The 21,014-nt window shown below is 65.9% G+C and carries 20 protein-coding genes; 9 read left to right on the top strand and 11 right to left on the bottom strand.

Translation table 11 applies throughout. The features are described from left to right. Positions 1-28: 28 nt before the first annotated feature. Positions 29-1,393 carry an MBL fold metallo-hydrolase RNA specificity domain-containing protein gene (locus ASD07_RS03230; protein WP_055925346.1) on the top strand — a complete coding sequence of 455 codons (1,365 nt, stop codon included), beginning with the start codon at positions 29-31 and terminating at the stop codon, positions 1,391-1,393. An 8-nt stretch (positions 1,394-1,401) separates the two neighbouring features. Beyond that, positions 1,402-2,424 (top strand): sensor domain-containing diguanylate cyclase, encoded by a 1,023-nt coding sequence (locus ASD07_RS03225; RefSeq protein ID WP_055925021.1) that lies wholly within the window; start codon positions 1,402-1,404, stop codon positions 2,422-2,424. 3 nt (positions 2,425-2,427) lie between these two features. Here the strand turns inward: ASD07_RS03225 and ASD07_RS03220 are convergent, their stop codons facing one another. From ASD07_RS03220 to mrtJ, 7 genes are read right to left on the bottom strand one after another with little or no spacing between them, the layout of a single operon-like run. Continuing rightward, the gene (locus ASD07_RS03220; RefSeq protein ID WP_229207039.1) at positions 2,428-3,174 is read right to left on the bottom strand and encodes a carbonic anhydrase; all 747 of its coding nucleotides are present in this window, start codon (positions 3,172-3,174) and stop codon (positions 2,428-2,430) included. Further along, positions 3,171-5,024 carry a protein-disulfide reductase DsbD gene (gene dsbD, locus ASD07_RS03215; RefSeq protein WP_055925018.1) on the bottom strand — a complete coding sequence of 618 codons (1,854 nt, stop codon included), beginning with the start codon at positions 5,022-5,024 and terminating at the stop codon, positions 3,171-3,173. Before dsbD ends, ASD07_RS03220 begins: the two co-directional genes overlap by 4 nt. 3 nt (positions 5,025-5,027) lie before the next feature. Further along, positions 5,028-5,918, bottom strand: coding sequence for an FAD:protein FMN transferase (locus ASD07_RS03210; RefSeq protein WP_229207038.1), 891 nt, complete (start codon positions 5,916-5,918; stop codon positions 5,028-5,030). After that, positions 5,912-7,057 (bottom strand): DUF3570 domain-containing protein, encoded by a 1,146-nt coding sequence (locus ASD07_RS03205; protein ID WP_055925016.1) that lies wholly within the window; start codon positions 7,055-7,057, stop codon positions 5,912-5,914. The genes ASD07_RS03210 and ASD07_RS03205 overlap by 7 nt, the downstream gene beginning before the upstream one ends. Positions 7,058-7,068: 11 nt before the next feature. Then, entirely contained in the window at positions 7,069-7,287 is a 219-nt protein-coding gene (locus ASD07_RS03200; protein WP_055925014.1) for a DUF4266 domain-containing protein, read from the bottom strand. After that, positions 7,284-9,869 (bottom strand): choice-of-anchor D domain-containing protein, encoded by a 2,586-nt coding sequence (locus tag ASD07_RS03190; RefSeq protein ID WP_082507077.1) that lies wholly within the window; start codon positions 9,867-9,869, stop codon positions 7,284-7,286. Before ASD07_RS03190 ends, ASD07_RS03200 begins: the two co-directional genes overlap by 4 nt. Positions 9,870-9,895: 26 nt before the next feature. Further along, positions 9,896-10,231, bottom strand: a complete 336-nt coding sequence (mrtJ, locus tag ASD07_RS03185; RefSeq protein ID WP_229207037.1) for a JDVT-CTERM system glutamic-type intramembrane protease — start codon at positions 10,229-10,231, stop codon at positions 9,896-9,898. A gap of 147 nt (positions 10,232-10,378) precedes the next feature. On the opposite strand from mrtJ, the gene ASD07_RS03180 reads away from it, so the two are divergent. The 6 genes from ASD07_RS03180 to ASD07_RS03155 all read left to right on the top strand — a co-directional run bounded on the left by ASD07_RS03180 (position 10,379) and on the right by ASD07_RS03155 (position 15,701). Further along, positions 10,379-10,954, top strand: coding sequence for an RNA polymerase sigma factor (locus ASD07_RS03180; RefSeq protein WP_055925007.1), 576 nt, complete (start codon positions 10,379-10,381; stop codon positions 10,952-10,954). Then, positions 10,951-11,598: a zf-HC2 domain-containing protein gene (locus ASD07_RS03175; protein ID WP_055925003.1), complete on the top strand. Its 648-nt coding sequence runs from the start codon at positions 10,951-10,953 to the stop codon at positions 11,596-11,598. The genes ASD07_RS03180 and ASD07_RS03175 overlap by 4 nt, the downstream gene beginning before the upstream one ends. Further along, positions 11,595-12,875: a S8 family serine peptidase gene (locus tag ASD07_RS03170; RefSeq protein ID WP_229207036.1), complete on the top strand. Its 1,281-nt coding sequence runs from the start codon at positions 11,595-11,597 to the stop codon at positions 12,873-12,875. Before ASD07_RS03175 ends, ASD07_RS03170 begins: the two co-directional genes overlap by 4 nt. Continuing rightward, positions 12,833-13,558 carry a TorF family putative porin gene (locus tag ASD07_RS03165; protein ID WP_162246528.1) on the top strand — a complete coding sequence of 242 codons (726 nt, stop codon included), beginning with the start codon at positions 12,833-12,835 and terminating at the stop codon, positions 13,556-13,558. Before ASD07_RS03170 ends, ASD07_RS03165 begins: the two co-directional genes overlap by 43 nt. A 62-nt stretch (positions 13,559-13,620) precedes the next feature. Continuing rightward, positions 13,621-15,120 carry a thymidine phosphorylase family protein gene (locus ASD07_RS03160; RefSeq protein WP_055924995.1) on the top strand — a complete coding sequence of 500 codons (1,500 nt, stop codon included), beginning with the start codon at positions 13,621-13,623 and terminating at the stop codon, positions 15,118-15,120. Further along, the gene (locus ASD07_RS03155) at positions 15,117-15,701 is read left to right on the top strand and encodes an NAD(P)H-dependent oxidoreductase (protein WP_055924992.1); all 585 of its coding nucleotides are present in this window, start codon (positions 15,117-15,119) and stop codon (positions 15,699-15,701) included. Before ASD07_RS03160 ends, ASD07_RS03155 begins: the two co-directional genes overlap by 4 nt. 2 nt (positions 15,702-15,703) lie before the next feature. On the opposite strand, the gene ASD07_RS03150 is transcribed toward ASD07_RS03155, so the two are convergent. After that, complete coding sequence (locus ASD07_RS03150) at positions 15,704-16,447, bottom strand: ABC transporter substrate-binding protein (RefSeq protein WP_055924991.1); 744 nt, start codon at positions 16,445-16,447, stop codon at positions 15,704-15,706. Positions 16,448-16,491: 44 nt separating this feature from the next. Between ASD07_RS03150 and ASD07_RS03145 the strand changes: the two genes are divergently transcribed. Continuing rightward, complete coding sequence (locus ASD07_RS03145; RefSeq protein ID WP_055924988.1) at positions 16,492-17,982, top strand: AMP nucleosidase; 1,491 nt, start codon at positions 16,492-16,494, stop codon at positions 17,980-17,982. Between the two features lie 79 nt (positions 17,983-18,061). Here ASD07_RS03145 and ASD07_RS03140 read toward each other — a convergent pair whose 3' ends face one another. The 3 genes from ASD07_RS03140 to ASD07_RS03130 are packed head-to-tail and all read right to left on the bottom strand — an operon-like array spanning position 18,062 to position 21,005. Further along, positions 18,062-18,649, bottom strand: a complete 588-nt coding sequence (locus ASD07_RS03140) for a CPBP family intramembrane glutamic endopeptidase (RefSeq protein ID WP_055924985.1) — start codon at positions 18,647-18,649, stop codon at positions 18,062-18,064. Then, complete coding sequence (locus tag ASD07_RS03135) at positions 18,619-19,839, bottom strand: murein L,D-transpeptidase family protein (RefSeq protein ID WP_055925335.1); 1,221 nt, start codon at positions 19,837-19,839, stop codon at positions 18,619-18,621. The genes ASD07_RS03140 and ASD07_RS03135 overlap by 31 nt, the downstream gene beginning before the upstream one ends. Positions 19,840-19,844: 5 nt before the next feature. Continuing rightward, entirely contained in the window at positions 19,845-21,005 is a 1,161-nt protein-coding gene (locus tag ASD07_RS03130) for a tetratricopeptide repeat protein (protein ID WP_055924982.1), read from the bottom strand. Positions 21,006-21,014: the final 9 nt, after the last annotated feature.

Genomic DNA, 21,014 nt, shown 5'->3' with positions numbered 1-21,014 from the left:
TGTGCGCCGCCTTGGATATGCTGCAAACATGCTCACAATTAAATTCCTTGGTGCCACCGGTACCGTCACCGGCTCCAAATACCTGTTGCGCAGTGGCGTCGAACAGGTATTGGTGGATTGCGGCCTGTTCCAGGGCTATAAGCAGCTTCGCCTGCGTAACTGGGAGGCTTTTCCTGTGCCGCCGGACTCGATCAGCGGCGTGGTGCTGACCCATGCCCATCTCGATCACAGCGGCTTCCTGCCGGTGCTGGTCAGCGCCGGCTTCCGCGGCAAGGTGTACTGCACGGAGGCGACGCGCGACCTGTGCCGGATCCTGCTGCCCGACAGCGGCCGCCTGCTGGAGGAAGAGGCCTTGTATGCAAATCGCCACAACTTCTCCAAACACAAGCCGGCCCTGCCCCTGTATTCGGAAGCCGATGCGCTGCGCGCGCTGGAGCACCTGCAAGTTGTCCCGGTCGGCCACGAGTTCTCGCCCGCTCCGGGCATGGTGGCGCGCCTCCAGTTGGCCGGCCATATCCTGGGCGCCGCTTCGGTCTCGGTGCGCTGCGCTGGCCGCACCGTGATGTTTTCCGGCGACGTCGGGCGCCCGAACGACCCGATCATGCGCCCGCCCACCGTGCTCGGGAAATGCGATTACCTGGTGGTGGAATCGACTTACGGCGATCGCCGCCACGACGCGTCGGACCCGAGCGGCAAGCTGGCCGACATCATCAGCAAGACGGCAGCGCGCGGCGGCGTGACCGTGATTCCGTCTTTTGCAGTGGGGCGGGCACAGGAACTGTTGTATGAAATCTGGAAACTCAAAGAGTCTGGCGCGATCCCGGCGGCCTTGCCGATATACCTGAACAGCCCGATGGCGGTGGATGCGACGCGGCTCTACATCAAGCACCAGGGACAGCACCGGCTCGATGAACGCAGTTGCCACGCCCTGGGCCATGTGGCGCACATCGTCAACAGCGTGGAAGAATCGATGGCGCTGAACCGGCGCCAGGTGCCGATGGTCATCATTGCCGCCAGCGGCATGGCCACCGGGGGCCGCGTGCTGCACCACCTGAAATCCTTTGCCGGCGATTCGCGCAATACCATCCTGTTTGCCGGCTTCCAGGCGGCAGGCACGCGCGGGGCCCGCATGCTGGCCGGCGAAACCTCGGTCAAGATCCACGGCGAGTATTATCCGGTGCGGGCGCGCGTTGAACTGATCGGCAACCTGTCGGCCCACGCCGACGCCGATGAAATCCTGGGCTGGCTGTCGCATTCATCGGCCACCCCGCGCCAGGTGTTCGTCACGCATGGCGAGCCGGCGGCAGCCGATGCGCTGCGCCTGCGCATTGCGGAGCAGCTGCAATGGCCGTGCCGCGTGCCTGACTATCTGGAACAGGTGGTGCTGGAATAGGGGATGCCATGGCGGCGCAGCTGGAAATCTCGCTGGCCGCACTGTGCGGCGCTCTGCTGGCTGCGGCGCTCACTGCATGGCTCATGTTTCGCCATGTTGCGAGCATTTCACGCCTGCTGCGCCAGCGCATGCGCAGCGCCGCAGCGCGCGAGCACCTGGTGGCCAAGGTATTCGATGCGACGTCGGAAGGCATCCTGGTGGTCAACCGCGACATGCGTATCGTCGAAGCCAACCGCGCTTTTGCCGCCATGAGCGGCTATGCACGCCATAAGCTGCTTGGACAGCATCCGCGCATCATGCAGTCGGGCAGGCAGGACCCGGAATTCTACAAGGCCATGTGGCAAGGCTTGCTGGGAACCGGCCAATGGCAGGGCAAGGTGTGGGACAGGCGCTCCGACGGCTCCTTGTTTGCGGCGCACCTGACCCTGAGCGCGGTGCGCGATGAGCGCGACAAGGTGCAGCACTACTTCGGCCTGTTCACCGATATCACGGACGAATGCGCGCGCCAGGAGGAGATCGAAAAGATGGCCTTCATGGATCCGCTTACGCGCCTGCCGAACCGGCGCCTGATGGAGGACCGCCTGCAGCAGGCGCTGTCCTTTGCCGCGCGCGCGGAAAAGCTGGTGGCGGTATGCGTCATGGACCTGGATGGCTTCAAGAACGTCAACGATACCTTCGGCCACGAGGCGGGCGACGCGGTGTTGGTGGAAGTGGCGGGACGCCAGCAGCAAGTGGTGCGGGCCAATGATACTGTGGCGCGGCTGGGCGGCGATGAGTTCGTGCTGCTGCTGGCGGGCCTGAACGATGTCGCCGAAGCCGAGGAGATCCTGGAACGGGCGCTGGCGGCAGTACGTGCCCCGGTGCGGCTGGCGCATGAACAACCGGCGCTGGTATCGGCCAGCATCGGGCTGGCCGTGTTTCCCTATGATGCGCAACTGGCGGAAGACCTGCTGCGGCGCAGCGATGCGGCCATGTATGCCGCCAAGCGGCAGGGACGCGATCGCTGCAAGCGGGCGCAAGCCCGCTGCTGAGCCTTACAGGCTTTCCTGCACCGTGCGTCCGTTCAACGGCTGGATCGGGCGGGCGTTGTGCTTGTAGACGTGGGCGAATCGCTTCAACTGGGCGGCCGACATTTCAACCGGCGTTTTCAGCACGAACCAGTTGACTTCTTCGCTGCAGGGCGGGGTGGTCAGCGAGCCGGCGAAGTTGTAATAACCCTGGGTCGCTGGCAGCAGCTTGCCGATATCGATGCTCACGCCGGAGACTTCCTGCGCTTCGCCTTTTTCCTTCGGCAAGGCATCCCACAGGGTCTGCACCAGCGGGTTCTCGTGGCCCTTTTGGAACAGCACGGCTACCACGGCCAGCTTGCCTTCCGCGTTCTTGTGCACCAGGTGCGCCACCATCGGGTAGCTGCGGCCATTGATCTTCTCTTCGCTTGGCTTATGGAAGTGGAACTGCAGCAGGTCGTAGCGCTTGCCGTCAATGGTGACGCTGCTGCCCGCGGCGTAGTTCACCTGAATGGTGTGGCCGTTGTCGAGGATCTTCAGCGGCGACGGGCTGTAGGCGAATTCCAGCGCCGGCAGCTTGGCTTTGCTGGTCTTGCGGATGTCGATCGGCGACTGGTTGTGTCCCAGCTTGCAGGTGCTGAAGTCCTGTTCCAGCGCGGCCCAGTTCTGCGGGCCGGTGGCGCCTTCATAGCTCCAGTGCGCCGGCGTGTTCTCGGCGTAGGCTGCCGCAGGCAGCAGCGCGGCGCAGAATAGGAAGGAGAGGGTGCGTTTCACTGAGTGGTCCTTTCAGGGCTGTTAGCCGCCAGTTCCAGGCGGCGCAGGAATTTTTCGGGTGGCTGGTAGCCGATGATGCGCGCCTGGGTGACTTCGTTGCCGCCGGCGTCGAACATGACGATGCCGGGCGGGCCGAAAAGGCTGAAGCGCTTCATCAGGGCGCGGTCTTCTTCGCTGTTGGCCGTGACATCGGCTTGCAGCAGGTGCATGTCCTGCATCGCGGCTTGCACGCGCGTGTCGGTGAAGGTGAGGCGTTCCATCTCCTTGCATGAGACGCACCAATCGGCGTAGAAGTCGAGCATGACGGGTTTCTTCGCAGCGGCCAATGCCTGGTCAAGATCGGCCATGGTGCGAACGCGGGTGAAACGGGGTTCGGTATTATGTGCCTGGCCTGCACCCACGGCGGCAATAGTAGCACCGTTTCCGGCGCTGCGCAGGTGTGCCAGCGGCTGCAGCACGTCGCGTCCGGAACTTGCCGCGCCGACCAGTTCGAACAGGCCGCCAAGCAGCATCAGCACGCCGAGCGCCTTGGTTGCGTAGGCGCCGGCGCCGGCGCCCTGCGCGACAGCTTCACCGACGCGCAGGAAGGCGGCGCACAGGATGGCGAAAGCACCCCAAAGCGCCATGCTGGCGGTTACCGGCAGCACCGGGTTGACCATCCAGATTGCGACTGCGATGAGCAGCAGGCCGAAGACCTTTTTCACATGGTTCATCCAGGCGCCGGCGCGCGGCAGCAGGCTGCCGGCCGACAATCCGGTCAACAGCAGCGGAACGCTCATGCCGCAGGCCATCGCGAACAGGGCGCCGGCGCCGACCAGGGCGTTGCCGGTCTGGCTGATGTAGAGCAGCGCGCCGGCCAGCGGGCCAGCCACGCAAGGGCCGACGATCAGTGCCGATACGGCGCCCATCACGAACACTGCGGCCAGGCGGCCGCCGGACAAATTGCCGCTGGCGTTGCTCAGGCGAGTCTGCAGCGCGCTGGGCAACTGGAGCTGGTAGACGTCGAACATCGACAGTGCCAGCGCGACCAGCAGCGCGCCGAAGGTCATCAAGACCCAGGGCTTCTGCAGCGCCCCCGCCAGGCCCTCGCCCGCCAGTCCCGCCGCCACGCCCAGCGAGGTGTAGACCAGGGCCATGCCCAGGCTGTACGCCACCGCCAGCAGCAATCCGCGCTTGCGCGTCACCTGCGCCTCGCCGACGATAATGGAGGACAGGATCGGCACCATGGGCAGCACGCAAGGCGTGAACGACAGCAGCAGCCCGAATACCAGGAACGCCGCCCCGATGCGCCATGCGCTGCCGCTTTGCAGCGTGCGCTGCGCCAGTGAAGTGTCGTCCTCCAGCGCCGGTGCCTGCGCAGCCGGGGTTGCGCCTTCAGTAGCCGTGTTGGCGAGCTGGCCCGGTGGATCCTCGGGCAGCGCCTTCAGCACGCCCGGCTGCGCCGGATCGATGCGGTAGCGGCGTTCCACCGGCGGATAGCACAGCCCGGCATCGGCACAGCCCTGGTACCCGACCAGCAAGGTGCCGGCAGTACGCCCCTGCCAGGGAAGTTGCAAAGCCAACGACCCCGCATACGTCTCCATCTCCTTGCCAAAATTCTCGTCATACTTGCGTTTCCCGCTCGGCAGAAGCACCGGTACTGCCGCCCCATCGCTGCGCAAGGAAATGCGGTCACGATAAAGGTGGTATTCCGGTGCGATAGCCCAGTGCAGGGCAAGCTGTCCATCTGCCTTCAGTTCCGCCCGCAAGTCAAACGCGCGCTCCGGCGCCAGGAAATCGTCCGCCAGGGCAGGCCCGCCCACCACGGAAGCCAGCAGCAGCGCCGCCAGCCATTGAATCAGGAACTTCATTATTCACCTCCGAAAAATTCGCCCTTCCTGGTCAATCGCCAGGAAAGACAAGCCAGATTGCTCCAGGAATTCCAATCCATCCCGCTGCAGCAGCATGGCGGTGGTACTGCAGCTGCCGGCGGAAATGGCCATCGGCGACACCACGCTCACCGAGCGCCAATACGACACCGGCATGCCGTTGCGGGGATCGAGGATGTGGCAATAGCGCCGTCCATCCGCCTCGAAATAGCGCTCATAATCGCCGCTCGTCGCCAGCGCACCCCGGGTGAAGGGGACGCTGGCAACGGTGGAGCGCGTATCGCGCGGATGCTGGATCCCGATGCTCCACTCTTCGCCATCCGGCCGAGGGCCCAGGAAACGCATGTCGCCGCCCAGGTTCACATAGCCATGCTGCACACCCTGCGCGCTGAGGATCTCCGCCGCACGGTCAACGGCGTACTCTTTGCCGAACCCGCCGAAATCGAGCTCCATGCCGGCCCGGGACAGCATCACGCTGCCGCCTTCCCGCCGCACCTGCTGCCAGCCAACCAGCGGCAACAGCTGCTCCAGCGAGCGCGGCGACGGCACGGTCCCCATACGGAAGTCCCACACCTTGCGCAGTACGCCGGAAGTGATGTCGAAACGCCCGCCGCTGCTGCGATACACTGCATCGGCATACTCCAGCAGCGCCAGGGTCTCGTCATCACAGGCAACCTCGGATACGCCGGCCGCCGCATTGATACGGCTCACGATACTGTCGGCGCGATAGCGCGAGTATTTGGCTTCGATCCGGCGTACTTCGTCGAGCGCCGGTTCTGCCAGTGCCCGCGCTTCGGTGCAGGTGGCTGCGGCCAGCCGGATCTCGCAGCGGCTGGCCATCGCCTGGAAGTCGATCGTGAATATCGGGCTTACCACTGCCGTGTCACTCCAATTTGCAGGCTGACTGCCCGCATTGGCGCCAGCCCCGGGCTGCCGCTGCCAAACAGGCGCCACACCGCGCGCTGCTCGTAGCGCTCCACTTTGAAGTCGACCGCCCAGTCGCGATTGAGCTGCTTGGCCAGCTTCACGCCCAGCGTGGCCGCGCCGAAGCCGGACAGGCGCTGGTCGGCCGAACTGGCTTGCGGGCTGCCGAATACATAGCCAGGCGGGAAGGGTGCGCCAAGCTGGCTGTCGTACACCGGATCGAAATAGAAGTCGGCCGCACGCTGCGTGTACAGCCGCACGGCAGGCGTGACAGTCCAGCCATCGCCCAAACCCTGAACCCATTCGGCACCGAGGGTATGTGCGCTGATGCCGTAGCTGTCGCGGTAATAGCGGTAACTGAGCCTGCTGCTCGCGCCGAGTGCGACGAATCGGTGGTTCCACTGCAGCAGGGCCGTATCCTGTCGCCGCGAATCGGGCCGCTTGTCGGCCAGCTTGTACGGATCGGAGTAATAGCCATGCCCCTGCGTGTGGGTCAGCGTGAACTGGCCGACGTCAACCGGCGTCAGCACCCGCGTCACGCCGGCCAGCACGCTCACGGTCTGGCGCCCCGCATCCTGCACGATATGGTTGACAGGATCGATGCTGTCATCCGAACCGCCCAGGCCAAAGTTCCAGGTGGTGTTCTTGTCCTCGCTGGAAAGGGATGCCTGCAGCGACAGTGCGCGCGACACGTAATCATGCTCAGTCGAATACGCCGCCGAAACGCTGACCGTGCCGCGCGGCAGGTATCGCGTGGCGGTCACATCGCCCGCTTTGCGCAAGTCGTCCATGCGCGAAGCCCCGGAGACGGCCGTGTGATAGCGCGGCGAGGCGCCGGAAACGTCGTCCACGGTGGCGCTGGCAGCCACCGACCATTCACCGGCGATGGGCGCCAGCACCGACACCGCCGGTGCATGTACGCGTACACGGTCGAGGCCCGGCTGGTCTTCCTTGTAGTACAGGTATTTCACGCCGATGCTGCCCCGTTCCGGCGGCGTCTCTGCATGCACGGCGCCAATCCCCGGCAGCAGCAGGGCTGCAGCCAACAGGGCCTGGCCGACCGGCACGCCGTTGTGTGGTTTGTTATCCATGTCGATCCTTGTCAGTTGCAGCCGCAGCCGCCGCCGCCCACGGCACTGCCGCCGGAAGCAGCTTCCTTGCTGGTGTAAATGTGTTCATTGAAGCGCGTCTCCAGGCCGTCGCCCTGGATCAGCATGTCGGTGCGCGACAGCTCGCCTTTCTCCCAGGGCTGCACGGGTTTCAGGGCACAGCCGGAGAGAGCGGCCAGCACGGCGCTGATTAGCAGCAGGCGCGCGCTCATTGCCGCGCTCCCAGCGCAGTCTTGATGCGCGCTTCCAGCACGGTGCGATCGGCAGGACGGAAGCCGCTGTGCTCATACAGCACTTTCCCGTCGGGCCCGATCAGCACGCTGCTGGGCATGCCTTTCACGCCATAGGTGCGCGGCGCCGTGCCGTTCGGGTCGAAGGCGATCACGAAGCTGGCAGGGGTGGCGTTCAGGAAGCTGCGCGCGTCATCGGTCTTGGCATCGACATTGATACCGACCACCTGCAGGCCCTGGCCACCGTAGCGGGCCTGCATCTCGTTCATCCATGGGAAGGACTGGCGGCAGGGACCGCACCACGAGGCCCAGAAGTCGATGTACACCAGCTTGCCCTGGTAGTGCTCCAGCTTGACGGTGCCGGCCGGTCCGCTCAGCGAGAACGCGGGAGCAGCCTGGCCCGGCTCCAGCGCCATGGCCTGGCCGGCGACTGCCAGCGCGGCTGCCGCCGCCAGCAAGTGCGCCTGGCGGCGGCGCCACAGCAGCACGCCGGCAGCCAGTACCACCAGGATGGCCAGCATCGGGTCATTGCCGCCGCTGATCGACGAGCATCCGCCGCCGCCGCTGTTCTGCGTCGCGCCGGCAGGCGCTGCGCCGTTCGAACCCTGGCCGCTGAGGGCGACCTGCCAGCTTGCGCCGCCGGCCTGCAGGGTCGCGCTGCCGGTTGCGCCGCCTGCCGCAGTCGGGGTAAAGCGCACTGGCAGTTCGCAGGAAGCGCCGGCTTGCAATGTCAGCGGGAAGGCGCCGCAGGCGTTAACTTCACCAGTCGCAAGCGCAAATGGGCCGCTGAAAGCCAGCCCGTTCAGTACCAGCGCAGCGGATCCGGTGTTGGACAGGGTGAAGCGCTTGACCAGGCCGGCGCCGCCGGCGGCAGTGCTGCCAAAGTCGAAGGCTTGCGGCGCCACGCCGAGCGTAGGCGATGGCGCGGGGACTGCGCTGGCATTGCCGTTCAGGCGCACGGTGAGTTGGGCGCCGCCGTCGGTCACCAGCAGCATGTCGGCGTTACGTACGCCGGCTGCAGCCGGCTTGAAGGTGGCGTCAATCGTGCAGCTTGCGCCTGGGCTCAGCGTGGCGTCGGCGGCGCAACTGCCGGCCAGTGCGAAGTCGCCAGGATTGCTGCCGCCGAGAACCAGCGACGCTATTTTCAAAGCACCGGTGCCGCTATTTGTCAGCGTATTACGTTGTACGGCCGATTGTTGCCCCACCTGGGTATCGGCGAAGGCCACCGGGCCGCGGTTGCTCAAAGCCGGACGCGCCACTGGCAAAGTGGTGCCGGAGCCGGTCACTGCCAGCGACAGGTCGGCGGCGTTGGAGCGTACCAGCAAAGTGCCTGCCACATCGCCCGTCGCCGCCGGAGCAAACGCCAGTGGCACCGTGCAGCTTGCACCAACCGCCAGGCTGCTGCCGCAATCGCTGCCGCTGGCGATCGTGATGCCCGGCGCGCCGTTGACGGCGATGCTGCTGATGGCCAGCGCCACATTGCCTCGATTGTCCAGGGTAACTTGCTGCGCCAGCGGCGTGGCGCCAATGGTCCACAGGCCGAAGGCGACCGCGCCCGGGTTGGCACCGATGGCAGGTGAAGGGGCGGCCGCGTTGCCGGACAGAGTGAGCGTCACGTTTGCGTTACTCGCGTTCGATGCCAGGTTCAAGCTGGCTGCAAAGGCACCCGCCGCGGTTGGCAGGGCTTGCAGCACGACGGTGCAATTGGCGCCGGTTGCCAGTGGCGTGCCGGCCGCGCAAGTACCGCCCAGCGTGAAGTAGCCGGCCTGGGCGCCGCTGACGCCGATGGAGGAAAAGTTCAGGGCAGCCTGGCCGCTATTGCTCAGTGTAAGCGTGCGCTGGGAGGGGGCGTTGACCAGCAGCGCGCCATAGTCAAGCGCCGTGGCCGATAGCGACAGCGTGGCCTGGGCCACCGCGTTGCCGGTGCCGGAAAGCGCGACGCTGCTGGAGCCGCCGGTGGCATTGTGGCCCACGGTCAGCGCGCCGCTGCGGGCGCCGCTGGCGCTCGGGCGGAACACCAGCTGCACGGTGCAGTTGGCGCCTGGCGACAGGGCTGAATTGGATGCGCAGCTGCCTCCCGTGACACGGAAGTCGCCGCCGTTGCTGCCGCCAACTGCAATGCTGCCGATGTTCAGCGTTGCCGTGCCGGTGTTGGATAGCGTCGTGGCCAGTGCAGCGCTGTCCTGCCCCACGGTCGCGCCGCCGAACGAAAGCGTGGCCGGGGTCACGGATGCCGCCGGCGCCGCGCTCACGTTCGGGTTGCCGATGAAGGCCGCCAGGTCAGCGATTTCGGCGGCACTGAATTTCCCGTTGTAGAGTGTGCCCATGCCGCCTTTATTGGCGGCGAAAGCGGAGCTGATCACTGACGGATTATTCGCTGCTGCCTGTATGTTGCTGACGTTATTGGCCGGTGACGCGCTGTGGCAGGCGGCGCAGCTGGTGCCGCCGGAGGTTGGACCGTTCAGGTAAAGGTTCTTGCCGTTCAGGGCATCGGCAGCCTGCGCGAAATGCGCCGCCTGCACCAGGCCTAATGCCAGCGAAGCCCAAAGTCGGTGATGTTTCATTGCTGCTCCCGTGGTTGGTGAGTTGTTCAAGCACACATCGACAGGGCCCAGGCATTGCATGCACTGTGCAGCAGGGCGCACAGCCGCCAGTCGCGCCAGCGCTGGTATGCCAGCCCGAACGCCAGGCCCGGCCCGAATACCAGCGCCGCCGCCAGCGTCCCGGAGCCCAGGTGCAGGGCGCTGAATGCCGCTGCGCTGGCCAGCACGGCCAGCGTGGCGCCATAGCGCGGCGCCAGCCATGCATGCAGCCCGGCGCGCACCACCCATTCCTCCAGCAGCGGCGCCAGCACCAGCAAGCGCAGCATGGCGGCCAGGTCGGGCGAAAGCAGGGCGGGGCCGCAGACGGCAGTTTGAGCGAACACAGGTGCTGAACATTCTGTCAATGTTGTTACGGTCAATACCGGCGCACGCGAAAATGGTTCAAAATCAGGTGGGGAAATATTTTTGAAGATTCTTTGAACCTTTTTGCTCCCGCCGTGTATTCACGGGCGTAAAAAGGAGAAAAGTGCATGCGATTTGGCAGGAGGGCGGGAGTGACAGGCGACGTGGACGACGGTGCGCTGATACGGCTGGTAGGGGGCGGCGATCGCCTGGCCTTCCAGGCCCTGTACCGCGCCTACTTCCCGCGCCTGGCCCGTTTCCTCGACCGCATGACGCGCAACGTGCCGCTGCTGGAAGAAATCGTCAACGACACCATGCTGGTGGTATGGCAGAAAGCGTCGACTTACGACGGCAGCAGCAAGGTTTCGACCTGGATCTTCGGCATTGCCTACCGCCAGGCCCTGAAAGCCCTGCGCGGGCTGGACGAGCCTCTGGAGGAGGCGCCGGACGTCGCCGGTGAAGAGTGGCACGAACCCGAGCACGCGCTGGCTGCGCTCCAGCTGCAGCGGGGAGTCGGCCGGGCCCTGGACGCCTTGCCGCTGGAGCAGCGCGCCGTAGTCGCCCTGACCTACTATCACGGCATGGCCTACCAGGAGATTGCTGAAACCATAGGCTGCCCGGTAAATACCGTCAAGACGCGCATGTTCCATGCACGCCTGCGCTTAAAGGACATGTTGTCCGACCATATGGAAGAATCAAGATGAACATGCAAGACCCATCGAACGTTGCGGAGCACCAGGACATGCAGGCACTGCTGCCCTGGTATGCCGCCGGCTCGCTGGCCGACGGCGAGGCAGGACGCGTGCAGCGGCATTTGCGCGATTGCCCTGCATGCCGCGCCGAACTGGCCTGGCAGCGGCGCCTGATCGAAACGGCAGCCCCGTTGCCGGCCGGCCTGGATCCGGAGCGCGCCCTGGCGCGCCTGATGCCGCGGCTGGAGCAGGCGCCGGCACCTTCGCTCCAGCCGGCCCGCTTCGCCGGTGCTTTGCTGGACTGGCTGCGCGGACCCGGCGACTGGAAGGGCTGGGCCATCGCGGCGCAGGCCCTGGTGATCGTGGTGCTGGCGGCGAATATGCTGCCGTCCGGCTCACCGCCCGAGTACAAGGCGCTCGGCAGCGCGCCCGCGGCCACGCCGGACGTGCTGCTGGTGTTCAAGGCCGATGCCAGCGTGCAGGACGTGCAGCGGTTGCTGAAAACACCTGGCGCGCACCTGCTTGGCGGCCCGACTGCCACCGGAGCCTGGCTGCTGGATGTCGAACCGGCGCGCCGCGCCGCCGTGCTGGCGGCCCTGCGCGCCGATCCCGCAGTTGAATTGGCCGAAGCGCTGGCAGCGGAGGGCAAGCAGTGAGGCGTTGGGCTGCATCGATCGTTTGCACGCTGTGTGCTTTGGCCTGGATACCGGGCGCGCAAGCGGCCCAGGCCCAGCCCGCGGTTGCCGCTGCGGCCGCCGCGGCCGCAGCAGAAATCCTCGTCATGCTGCACCTGCCGGCGCCGCACTTCCGGGCCGACGGCTACAGCGGCGCCAGCTACCGCGATGACTCCGGGCGCCAGGCGCGCCAGCGCATCGCTGCCGCACTGGCGCGCGAGCATGGCTTGCAAATGATGGAAGACTGGCCGATGCCGGCGCTGAACGTGGACTGCTTCCGCATGCGCCTGGCAGCAGGCCAGGATCCGGCCGCGGTGCTGGCTGCGCTGTCGCGCGACAGCCGCGTGGCGTGGGCGCAATCGATCCAGGACTTCAGCGCGCAAGGCGGTGCCGGTGCAGCGGGCGTGTCGGGCGACCCGCTGTACCGCGTGCAGCCCGCCGCCGCGCCCTGGCAGCTGGAACAGGTGCGCAAATCGGCCACCGGCCGCAAGGTGCTGGTGGCGGTGATCGACAGCGGTATCGAAACCAGCCATCCCGACCTGGCGGGGCAGGTCACAGTGCAGGAAAACTTCGTTGACGGCCAGTCTTACATAGCCGAAGAACATGGCACGGCGGTAGCAGGCGTCATCGCTGCGCGCGCCGACAACGGCATCGGCATCGCCGGCATCGCGCCGGAGGCGCGCCTGATGGCCCTGCGCGCCTGCTGGCAGGCGGACAGCGGCACGCGCTGCAACAGCTTCACGCTGGCCAAGGCCCTCAACTACGCCTTGCTGCACAACGCGCAAGTCATCAACCTGAGCCTGTCCGGCCCGCCGGACCGCCTGCTGCAGCAGCTGGTCGGCGTGGCGCAGGTGCGCGGCATCCGCGTGGTGGGCGCGATCGATCCGGCGCGCAGCGATGGCGGCTTTCCGGCCAACAGTCCCGGCGTGTTCGCCGTCGCCGCCGACGATGCACCGCACCACGGCGCCCAATGCCTGCTCGCACCTGGGCGCGACGTGCCGACCACCATGCCTGGCGCGCGCTGGGGCATGGTTTCGGGATCCTCCTACGCCGCCGCACATGTCAGCGGCATGCTGGCCCTGATCGGCGAACTCAAGCCGCAGCTAAGCAGCGAGCGCCTGCATGAGGGCATCGTTCGCAGCAATGGCCCCGCACCGTTGACGGGGATAGATCTTTGCGCCACCATCATGCGCATTACCGGTAAATGTCCCTGCGCATGCCCCAACCCTTCCTCCGACAACCTGGCACGATCGCCCTGACCGGGCTGGCCTGCATCTTCGCAGCGAGCGCACAGGCACAGGTAAGCGGCAGCGCCGGCATTGTGTCGGACTATATGTATCGCGGCATCTCCCTCAGTTCCGGCAAGCCGGCAGCGCGGCTCTCGCTTGACGTCGATGGCGCCAACGACTGGTTTGCCGGCGGCCAGGTGGTCAGCGGCCAGCTGGCGCCGCAATCGCACCGCAACGCACAGTGGCTGGGGTATGCCGGTTATGCCGAGCGCCTGCAATCCGGCCTGTCGTGGGAGGCCGGCCTTTCCGCTTACGCCTTCCACGGCGCCCCGGATTGGAATTTTCGCGAGCTGTTTGTCGGCATGTCCTTTGAAAACTACTCGGCACGCCTGCATTATTCACCCGACTATCTCGGCTTCCGCGAACGCACGGTGTATGCTGAACTCAATGGCGGCGCACCGCTCGCTGCCGGCTGGCGCTACTTCTGGCGCGGCGGCTACCTGGCCGCGCCCGGCAATGCGGCCACCAACCGCGCCGAAGGACGCATCGGCGTCGGGACGGCCCTCGAAGGCTGGCAAATGCAGGTCTCGCTCGATACCGCGCGCCTGCGCCGCCAGGGCGCAAGTTCCGGTGGCGGCTACGGCGGCTACACCGTTGCACCTTCCAGCAAGGTGCACAGCAAAGTGGTCCTGGGTCTGGCACGCAGCTTCTGAAATTGATCCAGGTCATTCCGGGCGCCGCGGCTATCGCTTAGGCTGGGCGAAAGGAGTGAACCATGGGATACGCACTACGTGCCAGGCGGCTTGGCATCGACACCTACCAGCAGCCGGTGGCCTATATGCGGCGCGACTGCAAGGTATGCCTGGCCGAGGGCTTTGAAGCGCAATCGCGTATTGAATTGCAATGCGGCGGGCGGACCGTCGCCGCCACGCTGAACGTGGTTGATGGCGGCCTGCTGGATGAGCAGGATATCGGCTTGTCCGAGGCAGCCTGGGAAGCGCTGGGCGCGGCGCCGGGCGCACCGGTCAGCGTAAGCCACCCGGCGCCGCTGGCTTCTTTCGCGGCGGTGCGCGGCAAGATCCACGGCCGTCCGCTGGACGATACGGCGGCGCAAGCCATCATTGCCGATATCGCCGCCGGCCGCTATCCGGACATCCACCTCGCCAGCTTTATCACGGCCTGCTCCGGCAACCGCCTCGACCTGGCGGAAACCATCGCCTTGACGCGCGCCATGGCGGCGGCGGGCCAGCGCATGCACTGGCCATCGCAGGTGGTGGTGGACAAGCACTGCGTCGGTGGCCTGCCGGGCAACCGCACCACGCTGCTGGTGGTGCCGATCGTTGCGGCCTGCGGCATGACCATGCCGAAGACGTCCTCGCGCGCCATTACCTCGCCGGCAGGCACGGCCGACACCATGGAAACCCTGGCACCGGTCGCGATCGGCATCGACGCCATGCGCCGCGTGGTGCAGCAGGAAGGCGGCTGCATCGTGTGGGGCGGCAGTGTCACCCTGAGCCCGGCCGACGACGTGCTGATTCGCGTCGAACGCCCGCTGGAACTCGATAGCGATGGCTTGCTGGTCGCTTCGGTGTTGTCGAAGAAGCTGGCGGCCGGCGCCAGCCACGTGCTGATCGACATACCGGTCGGCCGCACCGCCAAGGTGCGCTCCGAACAGGCCGCGCAGCAGCTGGCGGCGCGCCTGGAAGGGGCCGGCCAAGCCTTGGGCCTGGCGGTGCAATGCGTGCTCAGCGACGGCAGCCAGCCGGTTGGCGTCGGCATCGGCCCGGCACTGGAGGCGATGGACGTGCTGGCGGTATTGCAAGGTGCGCCCACTGCGCCGCAGGATTTGCGCCAGCGCGCACTGGCCTTGGCTGCAGGGGTGCTGGAACTGGGCGGCCGCGCTGCTCCCGGGCAAGGCATGCTACTGGCCGCGCAGACCCTGGATTCCGGTGCCGCCTGGGCCAGGTTCCAGGCCATCTGCGCAGCGCAAGGCGGTATGCGCCAGCCACCGGTTGCTGCCTGCACCCATGCGCTGGAAGCACGCCATGCCGGCCGTGTGATCGCCATCGACAACCGCAAGCTGGCCACCCTCGCCAAGCTGGCCGGTGCACCGCGCGCCGCAGCCGCAGGCGTGCGTTTCTTCGCGCCGCTTGGGAGCAGGCTGGAAGTGGGGCAGCCTGTCCTGTCGATCCATGCCGATACACCGGGCGAACTGGCTTACGCGCTGGAATACGCCGAGGCCCAGAGCAACCTGGTTACGGTGGAAGACGCATGAGCAGGATCCTTGTCATCCAGGGCCATCCTGATCCGGCCGGCGGGCATTTGTGCCATGCGCTGGCGGAAGCCTACGTCGACGCCGCGCGCGCGGCAGGGCACCAGGCCGAGATCGTCACGCCGGTCAAACTGGATTTCCCGATGCTGGCCAATGCGCACGAGTGGGAAGAGGGCGAATTGCCGCCCGCCCTGGCGCCGGTAAAGCGCAGCATCGCGGAAGCACGGCATATCGTGATTTTCTATCCGCTCTGGCTGGGCGACATGCCGGCCAGCCTGAAAGCCTTCCTGGAGCAGGTGGCGCGGCCAGGTTTCGCCCTGGACCGACAGGCGAGGAACCCGCTGCATGCCGGCCTGCTCGCTGGCCGCAGCGCACGCGTGGTGGTGACGATGGGGATGCCGGCGCTGTTCTATCGCTGGTACTTCTGCGCCCACAGCCTGAAGTCGCTGGAGCGCAATATCCTGAACTTCGTGGGCATTGCGCCGGTGCGCAAGACGCTGGTCGGCGGCGCGGGCAAGATGGATGCCACGGCGGTGGCGGCGTGGCGCCAGCGCATGCAAGTGCTGGGCGCCAAGGGCATCTGAGGCTAGCGGCGCGGCGTGTCGCTGCGCGCCAGGATGGCGCGGTTCAGGCGCTCCATCGTTTCCGCCGGCACGTCGCGGCTGCAGACGACGTAGCGTTTCAGGCCGGGCGGCATGTCGGCGAAATCGATCAATACCAGTGACTGGAGCTCAGGGAATTTGAGCCGCAGATAGTTCCAGTCTTCGCGGTCGACGAACAGGTAGTCGGCGCGGCCGAAGGCCACCATGCGGAACATGGCCGAGGTTTCCACCGTCCTGCGCATGATCCGGTTTTTGCTGGTGCCGATCAGGGCATCGAGTTCCGGGCCGTAGGAAGCGCCATCGATCACCGCCAGCGTCAGCGATTTGTCGGAAAGCAGGGCCTGCAGGTTCTGGTGGGCCCTGATACGGGCCGCCACCGCCGGCACGGCCAGCACGGCATGCGGCAGGTCGGCATGGACCGGCACCGAGTACTGCGCCACTGCCTCGCGCTCAGGCAGCCGGTACCAGCTGATGGAGCAGTAATTCGGCGTGCCGTGGCTGAACTGGGCCCAGATGCGCTTTTGCGGCTCGTTGACGAATACCGCAGGCACGCCGGCAGCAGCGAAGACCTGTTTGGCGCGTTCCAGCATGAAGCCTTTCGCGACCTTGTTCTCGTCAAAGTAATAGTAGGGCGGTTTCTCGCGCCAGGCCACGGTTAACGGCGCTTGCGCCAGCGCGCCCGCCGTGCTTCCCGCCGCAACCAGCCCGATTAAATATTTCTGCCACATGCAGCCATTATAATAGGACGAAGCCCGCAGAAAGGAGTAGCACGATGTTCAGCCGTCCCCACGTAGCACCCCGCATGTTTGACGATCCTTCCGCAGCACTGGCCCAGGTCCGGGCAATTTACGACGATAGTATCCGCTTCCTGCGCGAATCGCTGCAGCGCTTTGTCGAAGGCGAAACGCCGACCGAGCGCGTGCGCGCCTGCTACCCGTACGTACGGGTGCAGACCGAGACCGTGGCGCGCGCCGACTCGCGCCTGTCTTACGGCTTTGTCGCCGGCCCTGGCGCTTTTGAGACCACGCTGACGCGCCCCGACCTGTTCGAAGGCTATTACACCGAACAATTCCGCCTGCTGCTGAAAAACCACGGCCAGCAGCAGACGCAGCTCGAGGTGGGGCTCAGTTCCCAGCCGATCCCGATCCACTTTTCCTTCGCCGAGCATGACCATATCGAGGGCAGCCTGAGCGCCGAACGCCGCCTGCTGATGCGCGACGTATTCGACCTGCCCAACCTGGCGGCGATGGACGACGGCATTGCCAATGGCACGTTTGAAGCAGCGCCGGGCGAAGCGCAGCCGCTGTCGCTGTTCACCGCGCCGCGCGTCGACTATTCGCTGCAGCGCCTGCGCCATTACACCGGCACCTCGCCCGAGCACTTCCAGAACTTCGTGATGTTCACGAATTACCAGTTCTACATCGACGAATTCGTGCGCCTGGGCCATGAACTGATGGCCAGCCCGGACAGCGACGGCTATATAGCGTTCGTCGAACCGGGCAATATCGTCACGCGCCGTGTCGGCCACGCCATGCAGCCGGGCGACGACCTGGGCGCCGCGCCGCCGCGCCTGCCGCAGATGCCGGGCTACCACCTGGTGCGCGCCGACGGCAGCGGCATCAGCATGGTGAATATCGGCGTCGGCCCGGCCAACGCCAAGACAGCCACCGACCATATCGCGGTACTGCGCCCGCACGCCTGGCTGATGCTGGGCCACTGCGCCGGCCTGCGCAACACCCAGCAGCTGGGCGACTACGTGCTGGCCCACGGCTACGTGCGCGAAGACCATGTGCTGGACGAGGATTTGCCGCTGTGGGTGCCGATCCCGGCCCTGGCCGAAGTGCAGGTGGCGATCGAGTCGGCCGTGGCGGAAGTCACGCAGCTGGGCGGCCATGACCTGAAGCGCGTACTGCGCACCGGCACCGTCGCCAGTACCGACAACCGCAACTGGGAACTGCTGCCGCAGCGCACGCCGGAGCGCCGTTTCAGCCAAAGCAGGGCGGTAGCGCTGGACATGGAAAGCGCCACCATTGCCGCCAACGGCTTCCGCTTCCGCGTCCCTTACGGCACCCTGCTATGCGTCAGCGACAAGCCGCTGCACGGCGAAATCAAGCTGCCCGGCATGGCCAACCAGTTCTACCGCGACCGCGTCGACCAGCACCTGCGCATCGGCATCCGCGCGCTGGAACTGCTGCGCGGCCTCGGTTCCGACAAGTTGCACAGCCGCAAACTGCGCAGCTTCGCCGAGGTCGCCTTCCAGTGATGTCCACCTTGGGGTCAGGAACAACAGTGGACATTTCACAGCAAGTGTCCACATTCGTTCCTGACCCCGAAGTGGACATTCAGTCTTTGCGCGTGGCCAGGTGGCGCACCAGGTAAAGGCCGATGATGTCGACGATGGCGTGGGCAATCATCACGCACAGCAAGCCAGCGTATTCGAAGGCGAGGCCTAGCAGGACGCTCATGCCGAACACGCCGCCGGCTTGCCACAGCGCTGCGCGGTCAAGGCGGCGGAAGTCGTAGGCGCCGCTATGGACCAGCAGGAACAGCACGCTGGCGCCCCAGATTCCGGCCAGCGGCTGCAGCGCTGCGCGGAACAGGAGTTCTTCCGAAACGCCGGCGGCGAGCGAAATCCACAACGGGTTCAAGCCATCGAGGTCAAGCCGCGCATAGCTGGCAACCGTGCGCCGCACCGCTTCGGAATGGGGCTTGCGCAAGGTGGTCAGGGCGGATATGCCGCCCACGGCAAACCCGATTGCGATGCCCGCCAGGCTCTGCTGCCACCACGGCAAGCCGGCCTGCAGCAGTCCCGTAAGCGGCAGCCGCCGCAGCAGCAGGATCGCAACGGCAATAGCCGCCAGCGCGGCGCAGCTGAGCAGCTGCGTGCGCAGGGGAATTTTCAGATCATGCTTTCGAAGATGATCTTCCACTCGCTGCCTTCACGCGCCCAGTACTGGCGCTTGCGCTGGGTGGAGCGGCTCTTGCCGATCTTCGATTCGAGGGTGAAGGTGCTGACCAGCATGTCGTCGCGGCTTGGGTAGCGGAAGATGGTCACTTCACTGAGCGATACGCTGAGTCCATTGACGCTGGCCAGCGGCCGCATGTCCTTCTCGTACCAGGTCTTCAAGTCTTCGCCATTGGCCGACTTGAACTTGACCGAATAATTTTTCAGCAGCCGCTTGCTGTCGGCGCTTACCAGGTCCGCGCGCCAGGATTCAACCAGGCGGTTGGCGGTGAAACGTTCGTTGTCCCACTTGGCCTTGCTGATGAATTCCTGGTGGCCGGCGATCACCACCGGGGTCTTGCCGATATCGACCGTGCCTTCCAGCTTACGCAAATCGTCATTGGTCAACACCACGCAGCCATCGGAAGCCAGGGGCGGGCGGCTGTAGTTGTCGGCCGGCGTACCATGCAGGAAGATGCCGCCGCCGCTGCGGCCGTTCAGGCGGTCCCACTCATTCGGGTAGTTGATGCGCAGGGCGCTGGCGCCGTAGAAGTCGGGCAGCTTGGGGCCGGATACGCGGCCGGTGATGTAGTACACCCCGAGCGGGGTCTTCTGGTCGCCTTCGCGGAACTTGTCGACGCCCAGCTTGCCCTGGCTGATGTAATAGTCGGTCACCAGTTTCAGTTCGCCGCTATTGTTCTGGTAGACATACAGGCGCGACTGCGTGGCGTCGACCACCAGCACATGGCGCATGTCGGCACGCAGCTGCAGCACGGAACGCGGCGCCAGTCCCGGGCCGGGACGCGCCACCAGGGTTTGCAGGCGCACGCGCGCTTCGTCGCGCAAATCGTTCAGCTTGTCTGCCGGACCGCTGGCGCCGGCGCCGAGCTGGCCCACCGGCTTGGTGTGCATCAGCAGCAGGTCGCCGCGGATCAGGTGCCCAACGCGGAAATTGGGGTAAGCCAGCACCAGGGCGTCGGCCTTGGCCATCGCCTCCTGCAGCTGGCTGGCGCGCAGGTTCTTGTAGATCTCCAGCAGCATGATCTCGGCATCCTGCCGGGCGCGCGGGGATTCGGCCGGATGGATGGACTTGGCCATGCCGATACCGGCTGGCGTCAGCAGGGCGCATGCTGCCAGCAGCGCGGCAGCCGCACCGGCACTTGCTCGCTTCGACATCTCCATCAGCTCCCCGACTGCTCTTGCTTGATTAACCAGTTCCTGCCTTGCTTCTCCAGCACCAGGGTCTTGCGTCCGGCGGTGCTGAGGCGGTCCGACACGTACTTCTGGCGGAATTTCACGGTCGCGGTATTGCCCTTGACCGTCACTTGCGGCGCCTCGATGGACACCTTGATATGGCCTTTGCCCTCGATGCGGGCGGTGCGGTCAGCTTCCCAGGCCTTGCGGTTCTGGCCCTTCGGCGTCTGGAAATTGCCACCGTAGGCATTCAGGTAGCCCTTCATGTCCTGCGCGCTCCAGGCCTTGGCCCAGTTCTCGACAGCCTTGATGACATCGGCGCCATCGGCGTCTTCTTTCTGGACTTGCTCAGCTTTCGGTGCGGCCTTTGCCAATTGTACCGCCGGCGCCGGGGCCGGTGCCGCTGCCGGCGGGGCAGTCGGAATCGGCTTGGCCTGGGCAATGACAGGAGCCGGCGCAGGTGGCGGCACCGGTGCCGCCTTCACCGGCGGCGCAGGCAGCCTGGCCGGGACTGGAGCAGGAGCCGGCGCCGCCTGCGCGATCACTGGGGCAGGCGCCGCGGCCGGGGCCGCAGCTGGAACCGAAGCCGCAGCGAGCGCGGCCAGCGGTGAAGCAGCCTCGCCGCCTTTAGGCGTCAAGGTGCGCAGCATCGCCAGTTTGGCTTTCTGCGGCGGCTGCTGGGTCGGATCCGCCAATTGCATCGCCTTGTCGTAAGACTGGCTGGCCAGCTTGGCATATACGCCGCCCAGGTTTTCGTGGGCGGTGGCGTAAGCGGGGTTGGTGCGGATCGCGCGCTCCAGTGCAACGCGGGCCTTATCGTAATTGCCGGCCGCCGCATGCAGCACGGCCAGGTTGTTATAAGGCTCAGGTAATTCCGGATAATCTTCCGTCAGCTTTTGGAAAACATTAATTGCATCGGCTGTTTTGCCCTGCTCGGACAAAATCATTCCTTTAATGAATCGCAATTGTGCATCTTTGGGCCGTTGCGATAACGCAACATCAACCTTGCTTAAAGCGGCTGGCAACTGCCCGCTGCGCATCATTTTATTGATTTCTGCGACCTCATCGGCCTGCGCTGAAAAGCACGCAATTAATAGCGCGGCCCCTAGCGCAAGGGCTGTACGAGAGGAAATTTGCGATGCCTGCATTTATTTATT

The organism is Duganella sp. Root336D2, assembly GCF_001425005.1.
Lineage (GTDB): Bacteria > Pseudomonadota > Gammaproteobacteria > Burkholderiales > Burkholderiaceae_D > Rugamonas.
Note: the sequence above shows the minus strand (reverse complement) of the source record. Positions and strands in the feature narration are given on the sequence as shown.